This is a genomic window from Lentibacter sp. (assembly GCF_029254145.1).
GTDB lineage: Bacteria > Pseudomonadota > Alphaproteobacteria > Rhodobacterales > Rhodobacteraceae > Lentibacter.
This window is the reverse complement of the sequence record NZ_JAQWYD010000035.1, coordinates 1-15,112: the sequence shown is the minus strand read 5'-3', so window position 1 is coordinate 15,112 and position 15,112 is coordinate 1. Positions and strand designations below refer to the sequence as shown.

The 15,112-nt window shown below is 58.0% G+C and carries 11 protein-coding genes, 1 pseudogene and 1 riboswitch; of the genes and pseudogenes, 5 read left to right on the top strand and 7 right to left on the bottom strand.

Features of this window, described 5'->3' with window-relative positions; all coding sequences use genetic code 11:
* The 4 genes from gcvP to P8O11_RS04175 form a co-directional block, all read right to left on the bottom strand.
* On the bottom strand, positions 1-2,407 hold a 2,407-nt coding region (gene gcvP, locus P8O11_RS04190), incomplete at its 3' end, for an aminomethyl-transferring glycine dehydrogenase (protein ID WP_300291959.1).
* Positions 2,408-2,485: 78 nt separating this feature from the next.
* Positions 2,486-2,845 carry a glycine cleavage system protein GcvH gene (gene gcvH, locus P8O11_RS04185; protein ID WP_089889526.1) on the bottom strand — a complete coding sequence of 120 codons (360 nt, stop codon included), beginning with the start codon at positions 2,843-2,845 and terminating at the stop codon, positions 2,486-2,488.
* 20 nt (positions 2,846-2,865) lie between these two features.
* The gene (gene gcvT / locus P8O11_RS04180) at positions 2,866-3,981 is read right to left on the bottom strand and encodes a glycine cleavage system aminomethyltransferase GcvT (RefSeq protein WP_300291958.1); all 1,116 of its coding nucleotides are present in this window, start codon (positions 3,979-3,981) and stop codon (positions 2,866-2,868) included.
* A gap of 151 nt (positions 3,982-4,132) precedes the next feature.
* Positions 4,133-4,219: riboswitch (glycine riboswitch) on the bottom strand.
* Between the two features lie 51 nt (positions 4,220-4,270).
* Complete coding sequence (locus P8O11_RS04175; RefSeq protein ID WP_300291957.1) at positions 4,271-4,723, bottom strand: Rrf2 family transcriptional regulator; 453 nt, start codon at positions 4,721-4,723, stop codon at positions 4,271-4,273.
* 92 nt (positions 4,724-4,815) lie between these two features.
* Here P8O11_RS04175 and P8O11_RS04170 point away from each other — a divergent pair, with 92 nt between their 5' ends.
* Positions 4,816-5,385 carry a gamma-glutamylcyclotransferase family protein gene (locus P8O11_RS04170; protein WP_300291955.1) on the top strand — a complete coding sequence of 190 codons (570 nt, stop codon included), beginning with the start codon at positions 4,816-4,818 and terminating at the stop codon, positions 5,383-5,385.
* 7 nt (positions 5,386-5,392) lie between these two features.
* On the opposite strand, the gene gltX is transcribed toward P8O11_RS04170, so the two are convergent.
* Positions 5,393-6,715 carry a glutamate--tRNA ligase gene (gene gltX, locus P8O11_RS04165; RefSeq protein ID WP_300291953.1) on the bottom strand — a complete coding sequence of 441 codons (1,323 nt, stop codon included), beginning with the start codon at positions 6,713-6,715 and terminating at the stop codon, positions 5,393-5,395.
* 159 nt (positions 6,716-6,874) lie between these two features.
* Here gltX and P8O11_RS04160 point away from each other — a divergent pair, with 159 nt between their 5' ends.
* Together P8O11_RS04160 and P8O11_RS04155 are read left to right on the top strand one after the other, a co-directional pair.
* Positions 6,875-7,807 carry an MBL fold metallo-hydrolase gene (locus P8O11_RS04160; protein WP_300291951.1) on the top strand — a complete coding sequence of 311 codons (933 nt, stop codon included), beginning with the start codon at positions 6,875-6,877 and terminating at the stop codon, positions 7,805-7,807.
* 148 nt (positions 7,808-7,955) lie between these two features.
* Positions 7,956-8,345 (top strand): thiol-disulfide oxidoreductase DCC family protein, encoded by a 390-nt coding sequence (locus P8O11_RS04155; RefSeq protein WP_300291949.1) that lies wholly within the window; start codon positions 7,956-7,958, stop codon positions 8,343-8,345.
* Here the strand turns inward: P8O11_RS04155 and P8O11_RS04150 are convergent.
* Positions 8,342-10,000, bottom strand: a complete 1,659-nt coding sequence (locus tag P8O11_RS04150; RefSeq protein WP_300291947.1) for an NAD+ synthase — start codon at positions 9,998-10,000, stop codon at positions 8,342-8,344. The genes P8O11_RS04155 and P8O11_RS04150 overlap by 4 nt on opposite strands.
* A 154-nt stretch (positions 10,001-10,154) precedes the next feature.
* Between P8O11_RS04150 and P8O11_RS04145 the strand changes: the two genes are divergently transcribed.
* On the top strand, positions 10,155-11,588 hold the full coding sequence (locus P8O11_RS04145; protein WP_300291945.1) for a 2-isopropylmalate synthase: 1,434 nt from the start codon (positions 10,155-10,157) through the stop codon (positions 11,586-11,588).
* A gap of 48 nt (positions 11,589-11,636) precedes the next feature.
* On the opposite strand, the gene P8O11_RS04140 is transcribed toward P8O11_RS04145, so the two are convergent.
* Positions 11,637-14,033 (bottom strand): heavy metal translocating P-type ATPase, encoded by a 2,397-nt coding sequence (locus P8O11_RS04140; RefSeq protein ID WP_300291943.1) that lies wholly within the window; start codon positions 14,031-14,033, stop codon positions 11,637-11,639.
* A 302-nt stretch (positions 14,034-14,335) separates the two neighbouring features.
* On the opposite strand from P8O11_RS04140, the pseudogene P8O11_RS04135 reads away from it, so the two are divergent.
* Positions 14,336-15,112 (top strand): annotated as a pseudogene (locus P8O11_RS04135) (2-isopropylmalate synthase); the annotation flags it as partial.

Sequence of the window (15,112 nt, the reverse complement as noted above, 5' to 3'; positions counted from 1 at the left end):
TGATACACTCATGCGCCACTCGTCCTTGGCGACCTTTGTAAAGCACATCAAATGCCCCTTCGAGCCGCTTGGCGATGTAGTTCGCGTTGAGAATCGCGACGCGCGTAGCCTGCGTCAGCCCCTCACCGCCCATCATGAGCACATAGGCCCAAGAAATCGGCAAGATCGAGGGTGACCCGTAAGGAGCTCCGCTCACAGGCCCTGCACTGCCGCCTGTCTCGGGATGACCAGGAAGATGCGGCACAAGATGCGCTTTGACACCGATCGGCCCCATGCCTGGACCGCCGCCGCCATGCGGGATGCAGAAGGTCTTGTGCAAGTTGAGGTGGCTCACATCGCCGCCCAGATCGCCAGGCTTTGAAAGGCCCACCATTGCGTTGAGGTTGGCGCCGTCAATGTAGACCTGCCCACCATGGTTATGTGTGATTTCGCAGACTTCTTGCACAGTCTCTTCGAAAACCCCGTGTGTGGAGGGGTATGTAATCATACAGCCCGCAAGGTTGTCCTTGTGCTCCTCGGCCTTGGCGCGGAAGTCCTCAAGATCAATATCGCCATTCTGAGCCGACTTGATCACAACAACTTTCCACCCCACCATCTGGGCGCTGGCAGGGTTTGTCCCATGTGCACTCATCGGAATGAGGCAAACATCGCGGTGACCTTGACCTTGCGCCTCGTGATACTGCGCAATCGTGAGAAGACCCGCATATTCGCCCTGCGCGCCAGAGTTCGGCTGCATCGACATCCCGTCATAGCCCGTGATGTCGCAAAGCTTGGCGCTCAGGTCTTCAAGCATTTCGGCATAGCCAAGCGCTTGGTCCTTTGGCGCAAACGGATGCATCATCGAAAATTCGCGCCAGCTCACAGGCATCATTTCTGCCGCCGAGTTGAGTTTCATGGTGCAAGAGCCCAGCGGGATCATCGCGCGATCCAGCGCCAGATCACGGTCCGACAAGCGGCGCATGTAGCGCATCATCTCGGTCTCGGCGCGGTTCATGTGAAAGATCGGGTGCTGCAAATATGAGCTCTCGCGATGCATATCTTCTGGCACGCGGTATTCTGGTGCAAACTCATTATCCTTGCGTTCAATCCCGAAGGCGCGCCAAACGGCTTCGACAGTTTCAGGCCGCGTCGCCTCATCGAGCGCAATACCGACACGGCTCTCGCCCACAGCACGCAGATTGACACCCTCATCCAGCGCCGATTTCATCACAGCGGCCTGAAGCGGCCCCACATCGACAGTGATTGTATCAAAAAAGCTTTGCGGATCGACTTTAAAGCCTGCAGCCTCAAGCCCCTTGGCCAACCGCACGGTCTTGCGGTGAATACGTTGCGCAATCGCCTTAAGACCTTCGGGGCCATGAAAGACCGCATACATAGACGCCATCACAGCCAGCAAAGCCTGAGCTGTACAGACGTTGCTCGTGGCTTTCTCGCGGCGGATATGTTGCTCGCGGGTTTGCAAGCTGAGCCGATAAGCGCGGTTGCCGTGACTGTCCACTGACACACCGACAATCCGCCCTGGCAAAGCGCGCTTATAGGCGTCTTTACATGCCATATAAGCCGCGTGCGGTCCACCATACCCCATCGGAACACCGAAGCGCTGCGTGTTGCCCACGGCAATATCTGCGCCCATCGCACCTGGCTCTTTGAGCAGCGTGAGCGAGAGCGGGTCCGCAGCCACAATACCGATCGCCTTATGCTCGTGGAGTGCTCCGATATGGCGCGTGAAGTCACGCACATGGCCATATGTGCCTGGGTATTGGAACAGCGCGCCAAACACTTCGCTTGCATCCATCTTGTCAGGGTTGCCGACAATCACTTTAATGCCGAGCGGTGCCGCGCGGGTCTTCACCACAGCAATATTCTGAGGATGACAGTCGCGGTCTACAAAGAACGCCTTCGCCTTTGATTTCGCCACACGCTGCGCCATGGTCATCGCCTCGGCGCAAGCGGTTGCTTCGTCCAACAGCGAGGCATTGGCCACATCAAGCCCCGTCAGATCCGTCACCATCGTCTGGAAGTTCAGAAGCGCCTCTAGGCGGCCTTGGCTGATCTCTGGCTGATAGGGTGTGTAGGCCGTATACCACGCAGGGTTTTCGAGAATGTTGCGCTGGATCGCGGGTGGCGTCACTGTGCCGTGATAGCCCTGCCCGATGAGAGAACGCAGCACCTTGTTCTTACCCGCTGTAATCCGCATGCGGTGTAACATTTCACGCTCTGACAAAGGCTTGCCAAAATCGAGCGGCTTTGCTTGGCGGATGCTCTTGGGAACAGTCTGATCAATCAACGCCTCAAGGCTCGTAACACTGAGCACCTTGAACATTTCGTTCATCTCTGCAGGGCTCGGCCCGATATGGCGACGGTTGGCAAAATCATACGGCAAATACTCGGTCGGGGTGAACGGCATAACATCCTCCAAGGGGCAAAGCCCTGCTTTTTCTTTCTAAAAATATCCGCGCCGCAGGCTCCCCACGGCGCGACAGGCTCAGCCGACGAATTTCTTATACTCGGCTTCGTCCATATAGTCGTCCATAGGGCTCAGATCGGAGGGCTTCATCTTGAAGAACCACGCATCCCCAAGAGGGTCGTCGTTTACTTTGCTTGGCTCATCTACAAGCATGGAGTTCACTTCCACAATTTCGCCATCCAGCGGCGCCAGAATATCCGAAGCGGCCTTAACACTCTCGATCACACATATTTCTTCGTCTTTGGTCACTTCCGTGCCCTCTTCAGGCAGGTCGATAAAGACCACATCGCCGAGCTGCTCGCTGGCGTGTTCTGTGATGCCAACAACGATCAATCCGTCTTCTTCGCGCAACCATTCGTGTTCTTCAGTAAATTTCATGTTTGTCTCCTTGATGTGTCTTAGCGTTTGAAATTTGCAGGGGTGAAGGGCAGCTTCGCCACTTTTACAGGCAGGCGCTTACCGCGCACCTCCCCAAATAATTGCGTGCCAATCTGGCTCAGGTCTGTGGGCACATACCCCATGGCCATCGGCCCTTGGAGCGTCGGGCCAAAAGCACCCGAGGTGACATGGCCAATCGCTTCGCCGCCCTCGGAGCCCGCGAAAATCTCCGTGCCCTCGCGCATCGGTGCGCGCCCCTCTGGCAGAAGGCCCACCCGCTTGCGCACCACGCCGTCGGCCAACTGGGCAAGAATCACATCCGCGCCCTCAAAGTTGCCAGCCCGCGCGCCTCCCGCACGACGGACTTTCTGGATCCCCCAGCTGAGCGCAGCCTCGACAGGGCTGGTCGCAGCGTCAATGTCATGTCCATAAAGGCATAGCCCCGCCTCAAGGCGCAGGCTGTCTCGCGCTCCAAGGCCGATCGGCTCCACCTGCTCGTCCGAAAGCAAAGCACGCGCCAAGCCGACAGCCGCCTGTTCGGGCACAGAAATTTCATAGCCGTCTTCGCCCGTATAGCCCGAGCGCGAGACCCAGCATTCGACTCCGTTCAAAGTGACGGTCGCCACATCCATAAAACGCATATCCGCGACTTCGGGGGCCTGCTTGGCCAGCGCAGACTCGGCCGCTGGTCCTTGCAGCGCGAGCAATGCGCGACCCTCAATATATTCGACAGTTACATCTGGCTCCAGCGCGCCGCGCAACCGCGCCACATCAGCCTCTTTGCAGCCCGCGTTGACCACAAGAAACAAATGATCACCACGATTGGCAAACATGAGGTCATCTTCAATCCCGCCTGCTGCATTGGTGAAAAAACCATAACGCTGACGGCCGACTTCCAGCCCAATCACATCCTGCGGAATAAGGGATTCAAGGCCAGCTGCGGCCCCAGCGCCGCGCAGGATAACCTGCCCCATATGGCTCACATCAAAAAGCCCCGCCGCCGCGCGGCAGTGCAAATGCTCTTTCATCACACCGAGCGGATACTGCACAGGCATATCATAGCCCGCAAACGGAACCATTTTGGCTCCAAGCTCAAGATGCATGTCATAGAGCGGCGTCTGCCGTAAATCGGCCATAGGTTTTCCCCTTCAAACCCGCCGAAATTGTAAATTCGCAGGCACCATATCAACGCACCACAACAGTGCGCCCTTGATGCCCCTCTCTGTCCTTTTGCCTGAGATCGCTATCCCTTCGGCGGACGCTTGCACGCCTCTCTCCAGATTTTTGTTCAATCCCGCGGTCCTGTGGCCTGAGAGTTTCCGGGGCGGTTGCTCCTTCGGCACTGACTCGCGCCAGTTCTCCCGTGGGGTTGTTGGCATACATTAGAATACAGCCACATGTCTCGCAAGCGCGAAAATGCGTCGCTTATGCGACGTGTTCGCAGCGAAACGTGCCAAGGATTGCCTCAAGCGGGGCATTGTCACACACCAGCGCATCCAGCGTCACGCCATCAAGATGCCCATAAAAGGCTTCTGCCGCATCGCGGATGGCAAGACGTAGACGGCAAGCCGCTTTCAGGGGGCAGGAGTTATCCAGATCGGCAAAGCACTCCGCCAACGGCACTTCGCTTTCAAACTCGCGAAAAACATCCCCGATGACGATCTCTCCAGGCGCACGCGCCAGCCGTAGCCCACCATTTCGGCCCCGCTGGGTGTGCAGAAAGCCGCGCTGTCCAAGACGGTTTATCACTTGGGCGAGATGGTTTTCAGAGGCATTGCACGGCCCCGCAATATCGCTTTTGGTGACAAGCCTGCCCGGATTGACAGCACAAAACATGAGAATTCGGATCGCAATATTGGTCCGTTTGGTGATGCGCATGAGGGCCCTCCAGAGGCTAAGCTGCATCTCACTTACATCATCAAGATCCAAAACCATTTGACATAAATCAACAGTCCAATCATCCACACACCATGGAACGCGCTTACTTCTTTGGCTATGGCTCCCTCGTCAATCGCGCCACTCATAGCTTTACGGACGCCCACAAGGCCCGCGCCAGCGGCTGGCGCCGTGCTTGGCGCAGTACAGCGCTTCGGCCCGTCTCGTTTTTGACAGCCATCCCCGACAGAGCGTGTGAAATAGACGGCCTGATCGCCCATGTGCCCAATGATGACTGGGCCGCGCTCGATGCACGCGAGCACGCCTATGCCCGTGTCGGCGCTGCGCATCAAATAAGCCACCCTCTCGGAGTAACAGCCGCTTCTATCGCGATCTACGCAATCGCGGATGGCCATCATTTTGACCCGAGCTTGGAGAACCCGATCCTCTTGAGTTACCTTGATGTCGTCATCCAAGGATATCTCACCGAGTTCGGCGAAGAGGGCGCTGCGCGCTTCTTTGAGACAACATCAGGCTGGAATGCACCCCTGCTCAACGACCGCGCCGCACCACTCTATCCACGCGCCCAAAGCCTGACAGTCGATGAAACAGCATTCATCGATCAGGCTCTCGCCCACCTCGGCGTTGTTGCGCACAAAAGGTAAGGCGTGCTTAAGCGCGCGCCTTGATCACTTTCAACAGCGGCAAAAGCGCCGCCATATCAGGGCCATGCGCCATTCCTGTGAGCGCCTTGCGCAGCGGCATGAAAAGCCCACGGCCCTTGCGGCCCGACGCCTCTTTCACAGCAGCTGTCCACGTGCCCCAGCTCTCGCCCGTCAACGCGCCCTCAGGCAAAAGCGCCATAGCCTCGCTGACAAACTCCGCATCTTCCGCATCGATCACAGGCTCCGCACCCTCGGTGACAAGCGTCCACCAAGCCGCAAGGTCTTTACGAACCTCGATATTCTCGTGAACCGCATTCCAGAAAACCTCAGCCTGATCTGCAGGCACACCCAGCGCCGCGATCTCATCTGCCACTTCGGAAAAAGGCAGTGCATGCAAATATTTCGCCGTCAGCGGGCCAAGATCGGCCACATCAAACTTGGTTGGCGCCGTACCAAAGTGCGACAGCTCAAAACCGTCGATCAATTCGGCCATCTCGCTGCGCAGCTCCATCGGGTCGGACGAGCCGAGCCGCGCCATCATGCTTAGGAGAGCCATCGGCTCAACGCCCTGCGCGCGCAGATCGCGCAGCGCCAACGTGCCAAGACGCTTGGACAATGCCTCGCCTTGTGGACCAGTCAAAAGCGAATGATGCGCAAAGCTTGGAACCGTGCCGCCAAGCGCCTGAATGATCTGGATCTGCGTGGCCGTATTGGTCACATGGTCTGCCCCGCGCACCACATTTGTGACGCCCATTTCGGTGTCATCGACAACGCTGGCCATTGTGTAAAGCATCTGCCCGTCCGCGCGAATAAGCACAGGGTCCGAAACAGAGGCCGCATCAATCGACACATCCCCGATGATCCCATCGGTCCACTCGATGCGCTCCTGATCAAGCTTAAAGCGCCAGTAGCCCCCCCGCTCAGCGCGCAGCGCATCTTTTTCCGCCTCGGATAAAGCAAGTCCCGCGCGGTCATAAACAGGCGGCTTGCCCATATTGAGCTGTTTCTTGCGCTTGAGGTCAAGCTCCGTGGGCGTCTCGAAGACTTCGTAAAAGCGGCCCATGTCGCGCAGCTTCTGTGCCGCTTCCTCATAGCGCTCAAGGCGCAGTGACTGGCGCTCGACGCGGTCCCACGTCAGGCCAAGCCACTCAAGGTCTTCCTTGATCGCATCAACATATTCTTCCTTGGAGCGCTCAGGGTCCGTGTCATCAATCCGCAGGATAAATTCACCCCCCGCCTTGCGGGCGATGAGAAAGTTCATCAGCGCCGTGCGCAGGTTACCAACGTGGATATATCCAGTGGGGGAAGGGGCAAAGCGAGTGACAGTCATGGGAGGCTCTCCGAAATGGGCTGGCGCGGGGTTTCCCATACCCTCGCGGCAATGTCCAGATGAGCCTGCATCGAGATGGCCTGTCAAATTTGCGTGAAAGTCATCCACAGCCCGAAAGATGGCGTATAACCAAAATACATATGTATCAGGGAGGTCAGTATGACACCGTTTCAAAAGCACATCACGCGACGCTCAGCCCTATTAGGGGCCGCAGCGCTGCCCTTCGCCGCCGCAAGCGTCAGCCCCGCCTTTGCCGCTGCCGAAATGCTCGGCGCGTCCACAGCCAAATTCAATCGTGTGAAGCTTGGTAGCTTTGAAGTCACCTCGCTTCTGGCTGGCACACGCACCGTGCCCGAGCCGCAAAGCATCTTTGGCATGAACGCCACCCCTGAAGAGTTTGCGCAAGCCTCCAGCGCAGGGCATATTCCCACAGACAAGGCGCAGTTTTTCTTTACGCCCACCGTGGTCAACACAGGCGAAAAGCTTGTGCTCTTTGACACGGGCCTCAACGCAGGCGGCATCACAGGCGCCCTCTCCGCCGCAGGCTACAGCCCTGATCAGATTGATACGGTTGTGCTCACCCACATGCACGGTGACCATATCGGCGGCATGATGAACGACGGCGCGCCAACCTTTGCCAACGCAGACTACGTAACAGGCGCAGCTGAGTTCAACGCATGGGACATGGCTGGCAACGAGGGCTTTGAAGCCAAGGTGCGCCCTATGGCCGAGAAAATGACGATGCTCGACGATGGCGGCTCTGTCGTCTCAGGCATCACAGCCATGGCCGCCTTTGGCCACACACCGGGGCATATGGCCTATATGCTGGAAAGCGACGGCGCGCAGCTGGTGCTGGGCGCAGATTTTGCAAACCACTATGTCTGGTCCCTCGCCTACCCCGACTGGGAAGTGAAATTTGACCGCGACAAGGCAATGGCAGCTCAAACGCGTCGTAAACTGCTCGGGATGATGGCAGCCGATAAGATCCCGTTCATTGGATATCACATGCCCTTCCCTGCCATCGGCTATGTCGAGACCCGCAATGAGGGCTTTCACTACGTGCCCGCGAGCTACCAAATGCTGATGGAGTGAGACGGTATCGGATTTTCGCTACGCGAAAATCCGATCCGCTGGAGGCTTTGCCCCCAGACCCCCAGGATATTTTGGGAAAGAAAAAGTATGGCCGCAGAAAGCCTTTTTCACCTCAACAGATTATGAACGGATACCGCCTTTGGGAGACATGACAAACAGGGCGGCCACAGACCAAGCCCCTGACCTCACCGTCTATTTTGACGGTTCCTGCCCACTGTGCACGCTTGAGATAGATCACTACAAGCGGCAATCAGGCGCGCAAAAGCTGTGTTTTGTGGATGCGTCTTCATCCGCGGATCTGGGCAATGATCTGCCCCGCGAAACCGCGCTCGGACGCTTTCATGTGCGCGAAGCTAATGGAACACTCCTCTCGGGTGCGCGTGGTTTTGTGGCGATCTGGGCCATTTTGCCGCGCTGGCGCTGGGCGGCACGGCTTGCAGACCTGCCTGCAGTGACACCTCTCCTTGAATTGGCCTACCGTGGGTTCCTGCCTCTGCGTCCTTGGCTCGCCCGTATCGCCGCGCGGCGCCAGCCTTAGCTCGGGTCGCGCCAGCGGTTCGCAATCGGGTAACGACGGTCCAACCAAAAGGCGCTCGGGGTGAGACGTGTGCCAGGAGCCGACTGGAAGCGCTTATATTCGCTTATATAGATCAGATGCTCGATGCGCTTCACGGTGTCCCGCTCATGCCCAGCCTCCACACAATCCGCAACAGATTGGTCCTGGTCAACCAGCCGCTCAAGAATGTCATCCAAGACATCATAAGGGGGCAGGCTGTCTTCATCCTTCTGGTCCGGGCGCAGCTCTGCGGACGGCGGCTTGTCGATGATCGTTGTGGGGATCACCTCACCCGCGCGGCCTTGCATCCAGTCGCGGTGATTGGCGTTGCGCCAGCGGCACTGCTCAAACACGCGGGTTTTGTAGAGGTCTTTGATCGGGTTATACCCGCCCGCCATATCACCATAAATCGTAGCGTAACCGACCGCGACTTCAGATTTGTTGCCAGTGGTCAAAAGCATCTCGCCAAATTTGTTGGACATCGCCATCAGGAGCAGCCCACGCAGGCGAGACTGGATGTTTTCTTCGGTCACATCGGCGTCACGCCCCTCAAACAGGGGCGCAAGCGTCTCGGTAACAGCATCACGCCCCGCCTTGATCGGCACGATGTCATAATGGCAACCAAGCCGCGTCGCGATATCCTTGGCATCCTTAAGCGATGCCTCTGAAGTATATTCCGACGGCAGCATCACACAGCGCACATTTTCCGCGCCCAGCGCATCAACAGCGATGGTCGCTACAATCGCGCTGTCAATTCCGCCTGAGAGGCCAAGCAGCACCTTCTTAAAGCCCGTCTTGCCCATATAGTCGCGCAAAGCCTCGACCATGCAGCGGTAATCCTGCTCCCAAGCATCAGGCAGCACCGTCATCTCGCCCTTGATGATCTTCCAGCCTTCGCCTTTGTCCTCCAGCTCCACAACACGCATCTCTTCGTCAAACACGCCCATTTGATGCGCCAGCGCGCCATGCGCATTCAATGCAAATGAGCCGCCGTCAAAGACCTGATCATCCTGACCGCCAACCATATTCAGATAAATCAGCGGCAACTCTGTCTCGACCACACGTCCGACCATATGGTTGAGCCGCGTCTCGTGCTTGCCGCGATAGTAAGGGCTGCCATTGGGCACGAGCAGGATTTGCGCTCCGCTTTCCTGCAGTGTTTCGCAAACGTCAGCATGCCACGCATCCTCACAAATTGGGCTGCCAATACGCAACCCATTCACCGTGTAAGGCCCACTCATCGGCCCCACATCAAAAATACGGACCTCATCAAAGACAGTTTCATTGGGCAAATAATGCTTGAGCACCCGCGCGCCTACTTTGCCGCCCTGCAGCACATAATAGGCGTTGTAAAATCCAAGCCCTTGAACCGCAGGCCCCCCAATGGCCAAGGCCGGGCCATCGCTGCATTCAAGCGCCAAAGCCTCAATCGCCTCAATCGCCGCCTGATGAAAAACGGGCTTCATTACAAGGTCTTGCGCGTTGTAGCCCGTGATAAACATCTCAGGCAGCGCAAGCATATCCACACCCGCATCCCGGGCTGCCTGCCAGGCAACAAGCGCCTTGGCCTTGTTCGCAGCGATGTCGCCAACGGTTGGGTTGAGCTGTCCCAGCATGATACGGAATGTCTTGGACATAGCGCCCTCCAAAGCAAAACTTGACCGCTGATTTAGCACAAACTCAGCCAAGGGAAAGAAGAACCCGTTGCCCCCGCGGCCCTGCTCGCATAACTTTCCCCTAAACACTGGCATTTGCGCTCAAGAACTGGCCAGAGAACAGGACGGATAAATTATGACCTTTCGCACAAAAACCTTTACCCTGACAGCCGCGCTCACCCTTGCGCTTTCATCTGCCGCTTTTGCCCAAAATGGCCAAATTTCGACCAAACAATATGATGACGGCGGCGTTTACGAAGGCACATTCAAAGACGGCCTCCAGCACGGCAAAGGCACATACCGTCTCCCCAATGGGTACGAATACACTGGCGACTGGGTCGGCGGCGAGATCAAAGGACGCGGAACAGCCCGCTTCCCCAATGGATCGGTCTATGAAGGCGAGTTTGAAAAGGGCAAGCCACAGGGCGTTGGCAAGATCGTTTTTGCCGATGGCGGAACCTATGAAGGCGGATGGAATGAAGGCAAGATTGTCGGCCAAGGTGTCGCCAATTACGCCAATGGCGTGCGCTACGAGGGCGCATTTCTCAACGCTCAGCACCACGGCAACGGCGTGATGACCTCGCCAAGCGGATACATTTATGATGGCACATGGGTGAGCGGTGAAAAGGACGGTTCTGGGCGGATCACCTATCCAGACGGTGCGGTCTATGTCGGCCAAGTAGCGGCAGGCGAGCGCGCCGGTGAAGGTAAGCTGACCATGCCCGATGGCCTCATCTATGAAGGCACGTGGGTCGCCGGCCAGATCGGCGGCACAGGCACGCTCACCCAATCCAACGGGGATGTCTATGAAGGCGAGCTCGTTCAAGGCCGCCGTGAAGGCAAAGGCCGCGTCACCTACGCCAATGGCGATACCTATGAAGGTGATTTCGCAGGCGACAAGCGGCAAGGCCAAGGCATTTTCAAAGGCGCCGATGGCTACGCCTACGAAGGCACATGGACAGACGGGCGTATCGAGGGCGAGGGCCGTGTCACCTACCCTGATGGCTCGGTCTATGTCGGCCAGTTCCGCGCCGATCAACCCGATGGAAAAGGTACCATAACTTACGCAGACGGCTCCACATTCGAGGGCGATTGGGTCGCTGGGGTGATTGAAGGCAACGGCAAAGCCACCTACGCCAACGGAGTTGTGTATGAAGGCGGCTTCAAAGGCGCGCGAAACGACGGCTTTGGTATCATGACCTACGCCGATGGCTATCGTTACGAAGGCAACTGGGCCGCAGGGCAACGAGAAGGCAATGGCAAAGCAACCTATCCTGACGGCACCGTCTATGAAGGCAACTTCGCCCGCGGCCAGCGTGCAGGTCAGGGCAAAATAACCATGCCAGACGGCTTCACCTACGAAGGCGCATGGGTGAATGGCGAAATTTCCGGCCAGGGGCGCGCCACCTATGCCAATGGCGACGTCTATGAAGGCCTGTTTGAGCGCGGCAAACGCCAAGGCGCAGGCACAATGACCTACGCCTCGGGCGAGGCCGAAACAGGCGACTGGAACAACGGCATTTTGGCTGGAACCGAAGCGCAACCCACGGCTCAAACCGCCGATCAATAATGGACGATTAGACGTCGCGTATGGCAGGCCTAGGCATAGGTCCCTCTGTCATGCGCGTCTCAGTCTAAGAGCGTTGCTGACCACAAAAACAGAGCTCAATGCCATCGCCCCGGCCGCGAGCATGGGCGAAAGCAACCAGCCCGTCAGCGGATAGAAGAGCCCCGCAGCCACAGGAATGAGGGCTGCGTTATAGGCAAATGCCCAAAAGAGGTTCTGTCGGATATTGCGCATCACTTTGCGGGCAAGCCGCACGGCCACAAGCGCTTTATCGGGGGCGCCCGTCATCAAGACAACTTCGGCGCTCTCGATGGCCACATCCGTACCTGTGCCGATCGCAATCCCAACGTCCGCTGCCGAAAGGGCGGGAGCATCGTTGATCCCGTCCCCGATAAAGGCGACTGGCCCCGTCAATTGCAGCTTGCGGATCGCCTCCAACTTACCCTCTGGCATCACTTCGGCAATCACTTGGTCAATGCCAGCCAGACCCGCCATGTACCGCGCAGCCACCACGCTATCCCCCGTGATCATCACAGTTTTCAGGCCCATATCGTGCAGTGCTTTGACGGTTGCTCTGGCATCAGGCTTCAAAGCATCAGACACAGCCATAAGCGCCGCAATCTGGCCTTCTATGGCGGCATATGACACAGACTTGCCCGCCGCCTCCAAAGGGCTCGCATTGCCCTTAAGCGCAACGCCGCGCTCGCACATTAGCCGTGCCGTGCCTATCAACACCTCGCGCCCCTCGACAGTGGCCACAACTCCCTGCCCCGCGATGGCTTCAAAGCTCTCTGAAACAGGCAAAGCGCCCTCGTAAGCTGCCACAACAGCGCGCGCCACAGGGTGCTCCGAGCCCTGCTCCGCCGCCGCCACAAGCCGCAATACCTCGGCTTTTTCAAAGCGGCCAAGTGCCTCAAAATCGGTGAGCTTCGGTTTGCCCTCGGTCAATGTCCCCGTTTTGTCAAAGGCAACAGTGCGCACCTCTGAAAGCCGCTGAAGCGCATCACCCTTGCGAAAGAAAACGCCAAGCTCGGCCCCACGCCCCGTACCCACCATGATCGACATCGGCGTCGCCAGCCCCATCGCGCAAGGACAGGCAATAATCAGCACCGAAACAGCAGCGACCATAGCGGAGGCAATCCCCGCTCCAAAAGCCAGCCACCCCAGCAGCGTGAGCACAGACAGCCCCATGACAACTGGCACAAACCACATGGTCACACGATCGACCAGCGCCTGTATCGGTAGCTTCGCCGCCTGCGCCTCTTCTACCGTGCGCACAATTCCTGCCAGCACCGTGTCTGCCCCGACTTTCTCCGCACGCATCTCCAGCGCCCCCGCGCCGTTCACAGTTCCCGCAATCAGCGCATCACCTTCAGATTTGCGCAGCGGCAGCGGCTCGCCCGTCAGCATGCTCTCGTCCACATGGCTCTCGCCACGCGCGACAGATCCGTCCACAGGCACACGCGCCCCAGGGCGCAAGCGCAGCATATCCCCGACGATGACATCGCCGATGTCGGCCTCCTCAAAGCCCTCGCCACGCTTCACTTCAACACGCGTCGGCGCAAGCTCGACAAGCTTGGCAATCGCCTCGCCCGCCCGCCCCTTGGCGCGCGCTTCCAAATAGCGGCCCAGCAAGATCAGCGTAACAATGACAGCCGCCGCTTCAAAATAAACCGCGCGCGCATCGCTCGGCAGCCAGCTCGGTGCAAAAGTGGCAATGGCCGAGTAGGCATAGGCGGCCATTGTCCCCACCGCGACGAGCGAGTTCATATCCGGCGCACCCTTGAGCAAGAGCGGCAAGCCAACCGTATAGAACTTCCGCCCTGGCCCAATCAGCACAGCGCTTGTCAGCACAAACTGGAATACCCAAGAGGCTTGCATCCCAAAAGTGGCCATAACCCAATGGTGAAATGGCGGGTAAAGATGCCCGCCCATTGCAAGGAGAAAGACAGGCAAAGCCAAAACTAGCGCGATGATGAAGTTCCGCTTCAGCCCGCGGATCTCCTCGCCCCGTCGCTCGGCAGCACTCGGCCCTGCGCCTTTTTGCTCTGCCGTATAGCCCGCACTTCGAACAGCTGTAATGATGTCTGCCTCCGAAACAACCCGCTCCAGATACCGCACGCGGAGTTCCCCCGCCGCAAAGCTCACATTGGCCTCGTTTACGCCGTCCAAAGCACGCACCGCCGCCTCAACACGCCCCACACAAGATGCACAGCTCATACCCTCAATGACAAACACAGCATTCTCGATACGTGCAGGGTAGCCCGCCTTGGCCAAAGCCTGCGTGACCTCATCCAAACCAGCTGTGCCCAATTCCAGGCTCGCGCGCTTGGTCGCTAGGTTCACTGACACATCTCGCGCACCGTTGACCCCCACAATCGCCGCCTCGGCGCGGCGCACACAGCCTGCACAGCTCAACCCTTCAATTTGCACTTCAATCTTGCTCATATCGCACCCCTTTGGCCCTGCCTAAGCCTTCCAGCAACGGGAAGGTCAAGCCCAGAGAGCGTCCTGCCTGCATTTTCTCGAAAATTGGGGGTTTATCTCGTCAAATCCCGCTCCTATAACTTCTCGCATGAACACGCAGACACATATCACGCTCTTTTCAGCCCGCGCCCTTTGCGCAGGGCCTGCGTCTGCTCTTCTCCTTCTAAGCTGCCTCTGAGCGTGCCTCATGGTGCACGCGCTCAGAGGAGATGAAGGCCAGCGCCCCCCAGCTTAGACATTCACAAAACAGACTGAGATTAGATATGACATCCGCATCAGACCGCGTCTTCATTTTTGACACAACATTGCGTGACGGCGAGCAATCGCCCGGCGCAACCATGACCCACGAAGAAAAGCTCGAAATCGCCGAATTGCTAGACGATATGGGCGTAGACATTATCGAAGCAGGCTTTCCCATCGCTTCGGAAGGCGACTTCAACGCTGTTTCGGAAATTGCGCGCCGCTCCAAGAACGCAGTGATCTGCGGCCTGGCCCGCGCAAATTTCAAAGATATCGACCGCGCCTATGAGGCCGTCAAACACGCCGCACAGCCACGCATCCACACATTTATCGGCACCTCAGAGCTGCACCGCGCTATTCCCAATCTTACGATGGACGAAATGGCCGAGCGCATCCACGACACAGTCACCCATGCCCGCAACCTCACAGACAATGTGCAATGGTCCCCGATGGATGCGACTCGCACAGAGTGGGATTACCTCTGCCGCGTGATCGAAATCGCCATCAAAGCGGGCGCAACAACCATAAACGTGCCAGACACGGTTGGTTACACCGCTCCCATGGAAAGCGCTGATCTAATCAAACGGCTGACCGAAACCGTGCCAGGTGCGGATGATATTATCTTCGCAACCCACTGCCACAACGACCTTGGTATGGCCACGGCCAACGCCCTTGCCGCCGTCGCAGGCGGCGCGCGCCAGATCGAATGTACCATCAACGGCCTCGGCGAGCGCGCGGGCAACACCGCGCTCGAAGAAGTCGTCATGGCGCTCAAGACGCGGCACGATATCATGCCTTGG

Excerpts from the sequence above, each read along its gene's own strand:
- P8O11_RS04145 (WP_300291945.1), top strand. The coding sequence starts at position 10,155 with ATGACCTTTCGCACAAAAACCTTTACCCTGACAGCCGCGCTCACCCTT.
- P8O11_RS04170 (WP_300291955.1), top strand. The coding sequence starts at position 4,816 with ATGGAACGCGCTTACTTCTTTGGCTATGGCTCCCTCGTCAATCGCGCC.
- gcvH (WP_089889526.1), bottom strand. The coding sequence starts at position 2,845 with ATGAAATTTACTGAAGAACACGAATGGTTGCGCGAAGAAGACGGATTG.
- gltX (WP_300291953.1), bottom strand. The coding sequence starts at position 6,715 with ATGACTGTCACTCGCTTTGCCCCTTCCCCCACTGGATATATCCACGTT.
- P8O11_RS04175 (WP_300291957.1), bottom strand. The coding sequence starts at position 4,723 with ATGCGCATCACCAAACGGACCAATATTGCGATCCGAATTCTCATGTTT.
- P8O11_RS04140 (WP_300291943.1), bottom strand. The coding sequence starts at position 14,033 with ATGAGCAAGATTGAAGTGCAAATTGAAGGGTTGAGCTGTGCAGGCTGT.
- P8O11_RS04160 (WP_300291951.1), top strand. The coding sequence starts at position 6,875 with ATGACACCGTTTCAAAAGCACATCACGCGACGCTCAGCCCTATTAGGG.
- P8O11_RS04155 (WP_300291949.1), top strand. The coding sequence starts at position 7,956 with ATGACAAACAGGGCGGCCACAGACCAAGCCCCTGACCTCACCGTCTAT.
- P8O11_RS04150 (WP_300291947.1), bottom strand. The coding sequence starts at position 10,000 with ATGTCCAAGACATTCCGTATCATGCTGGGACAGCTCAACCCAACCGTT.
- gcvT (WP_300291958.1), bottom strand. The coding sequence starts at position 3,981 with ATGGCCGATTTACGGCAGACGCCGCTCTATGACATGCATCTTGAGCTT.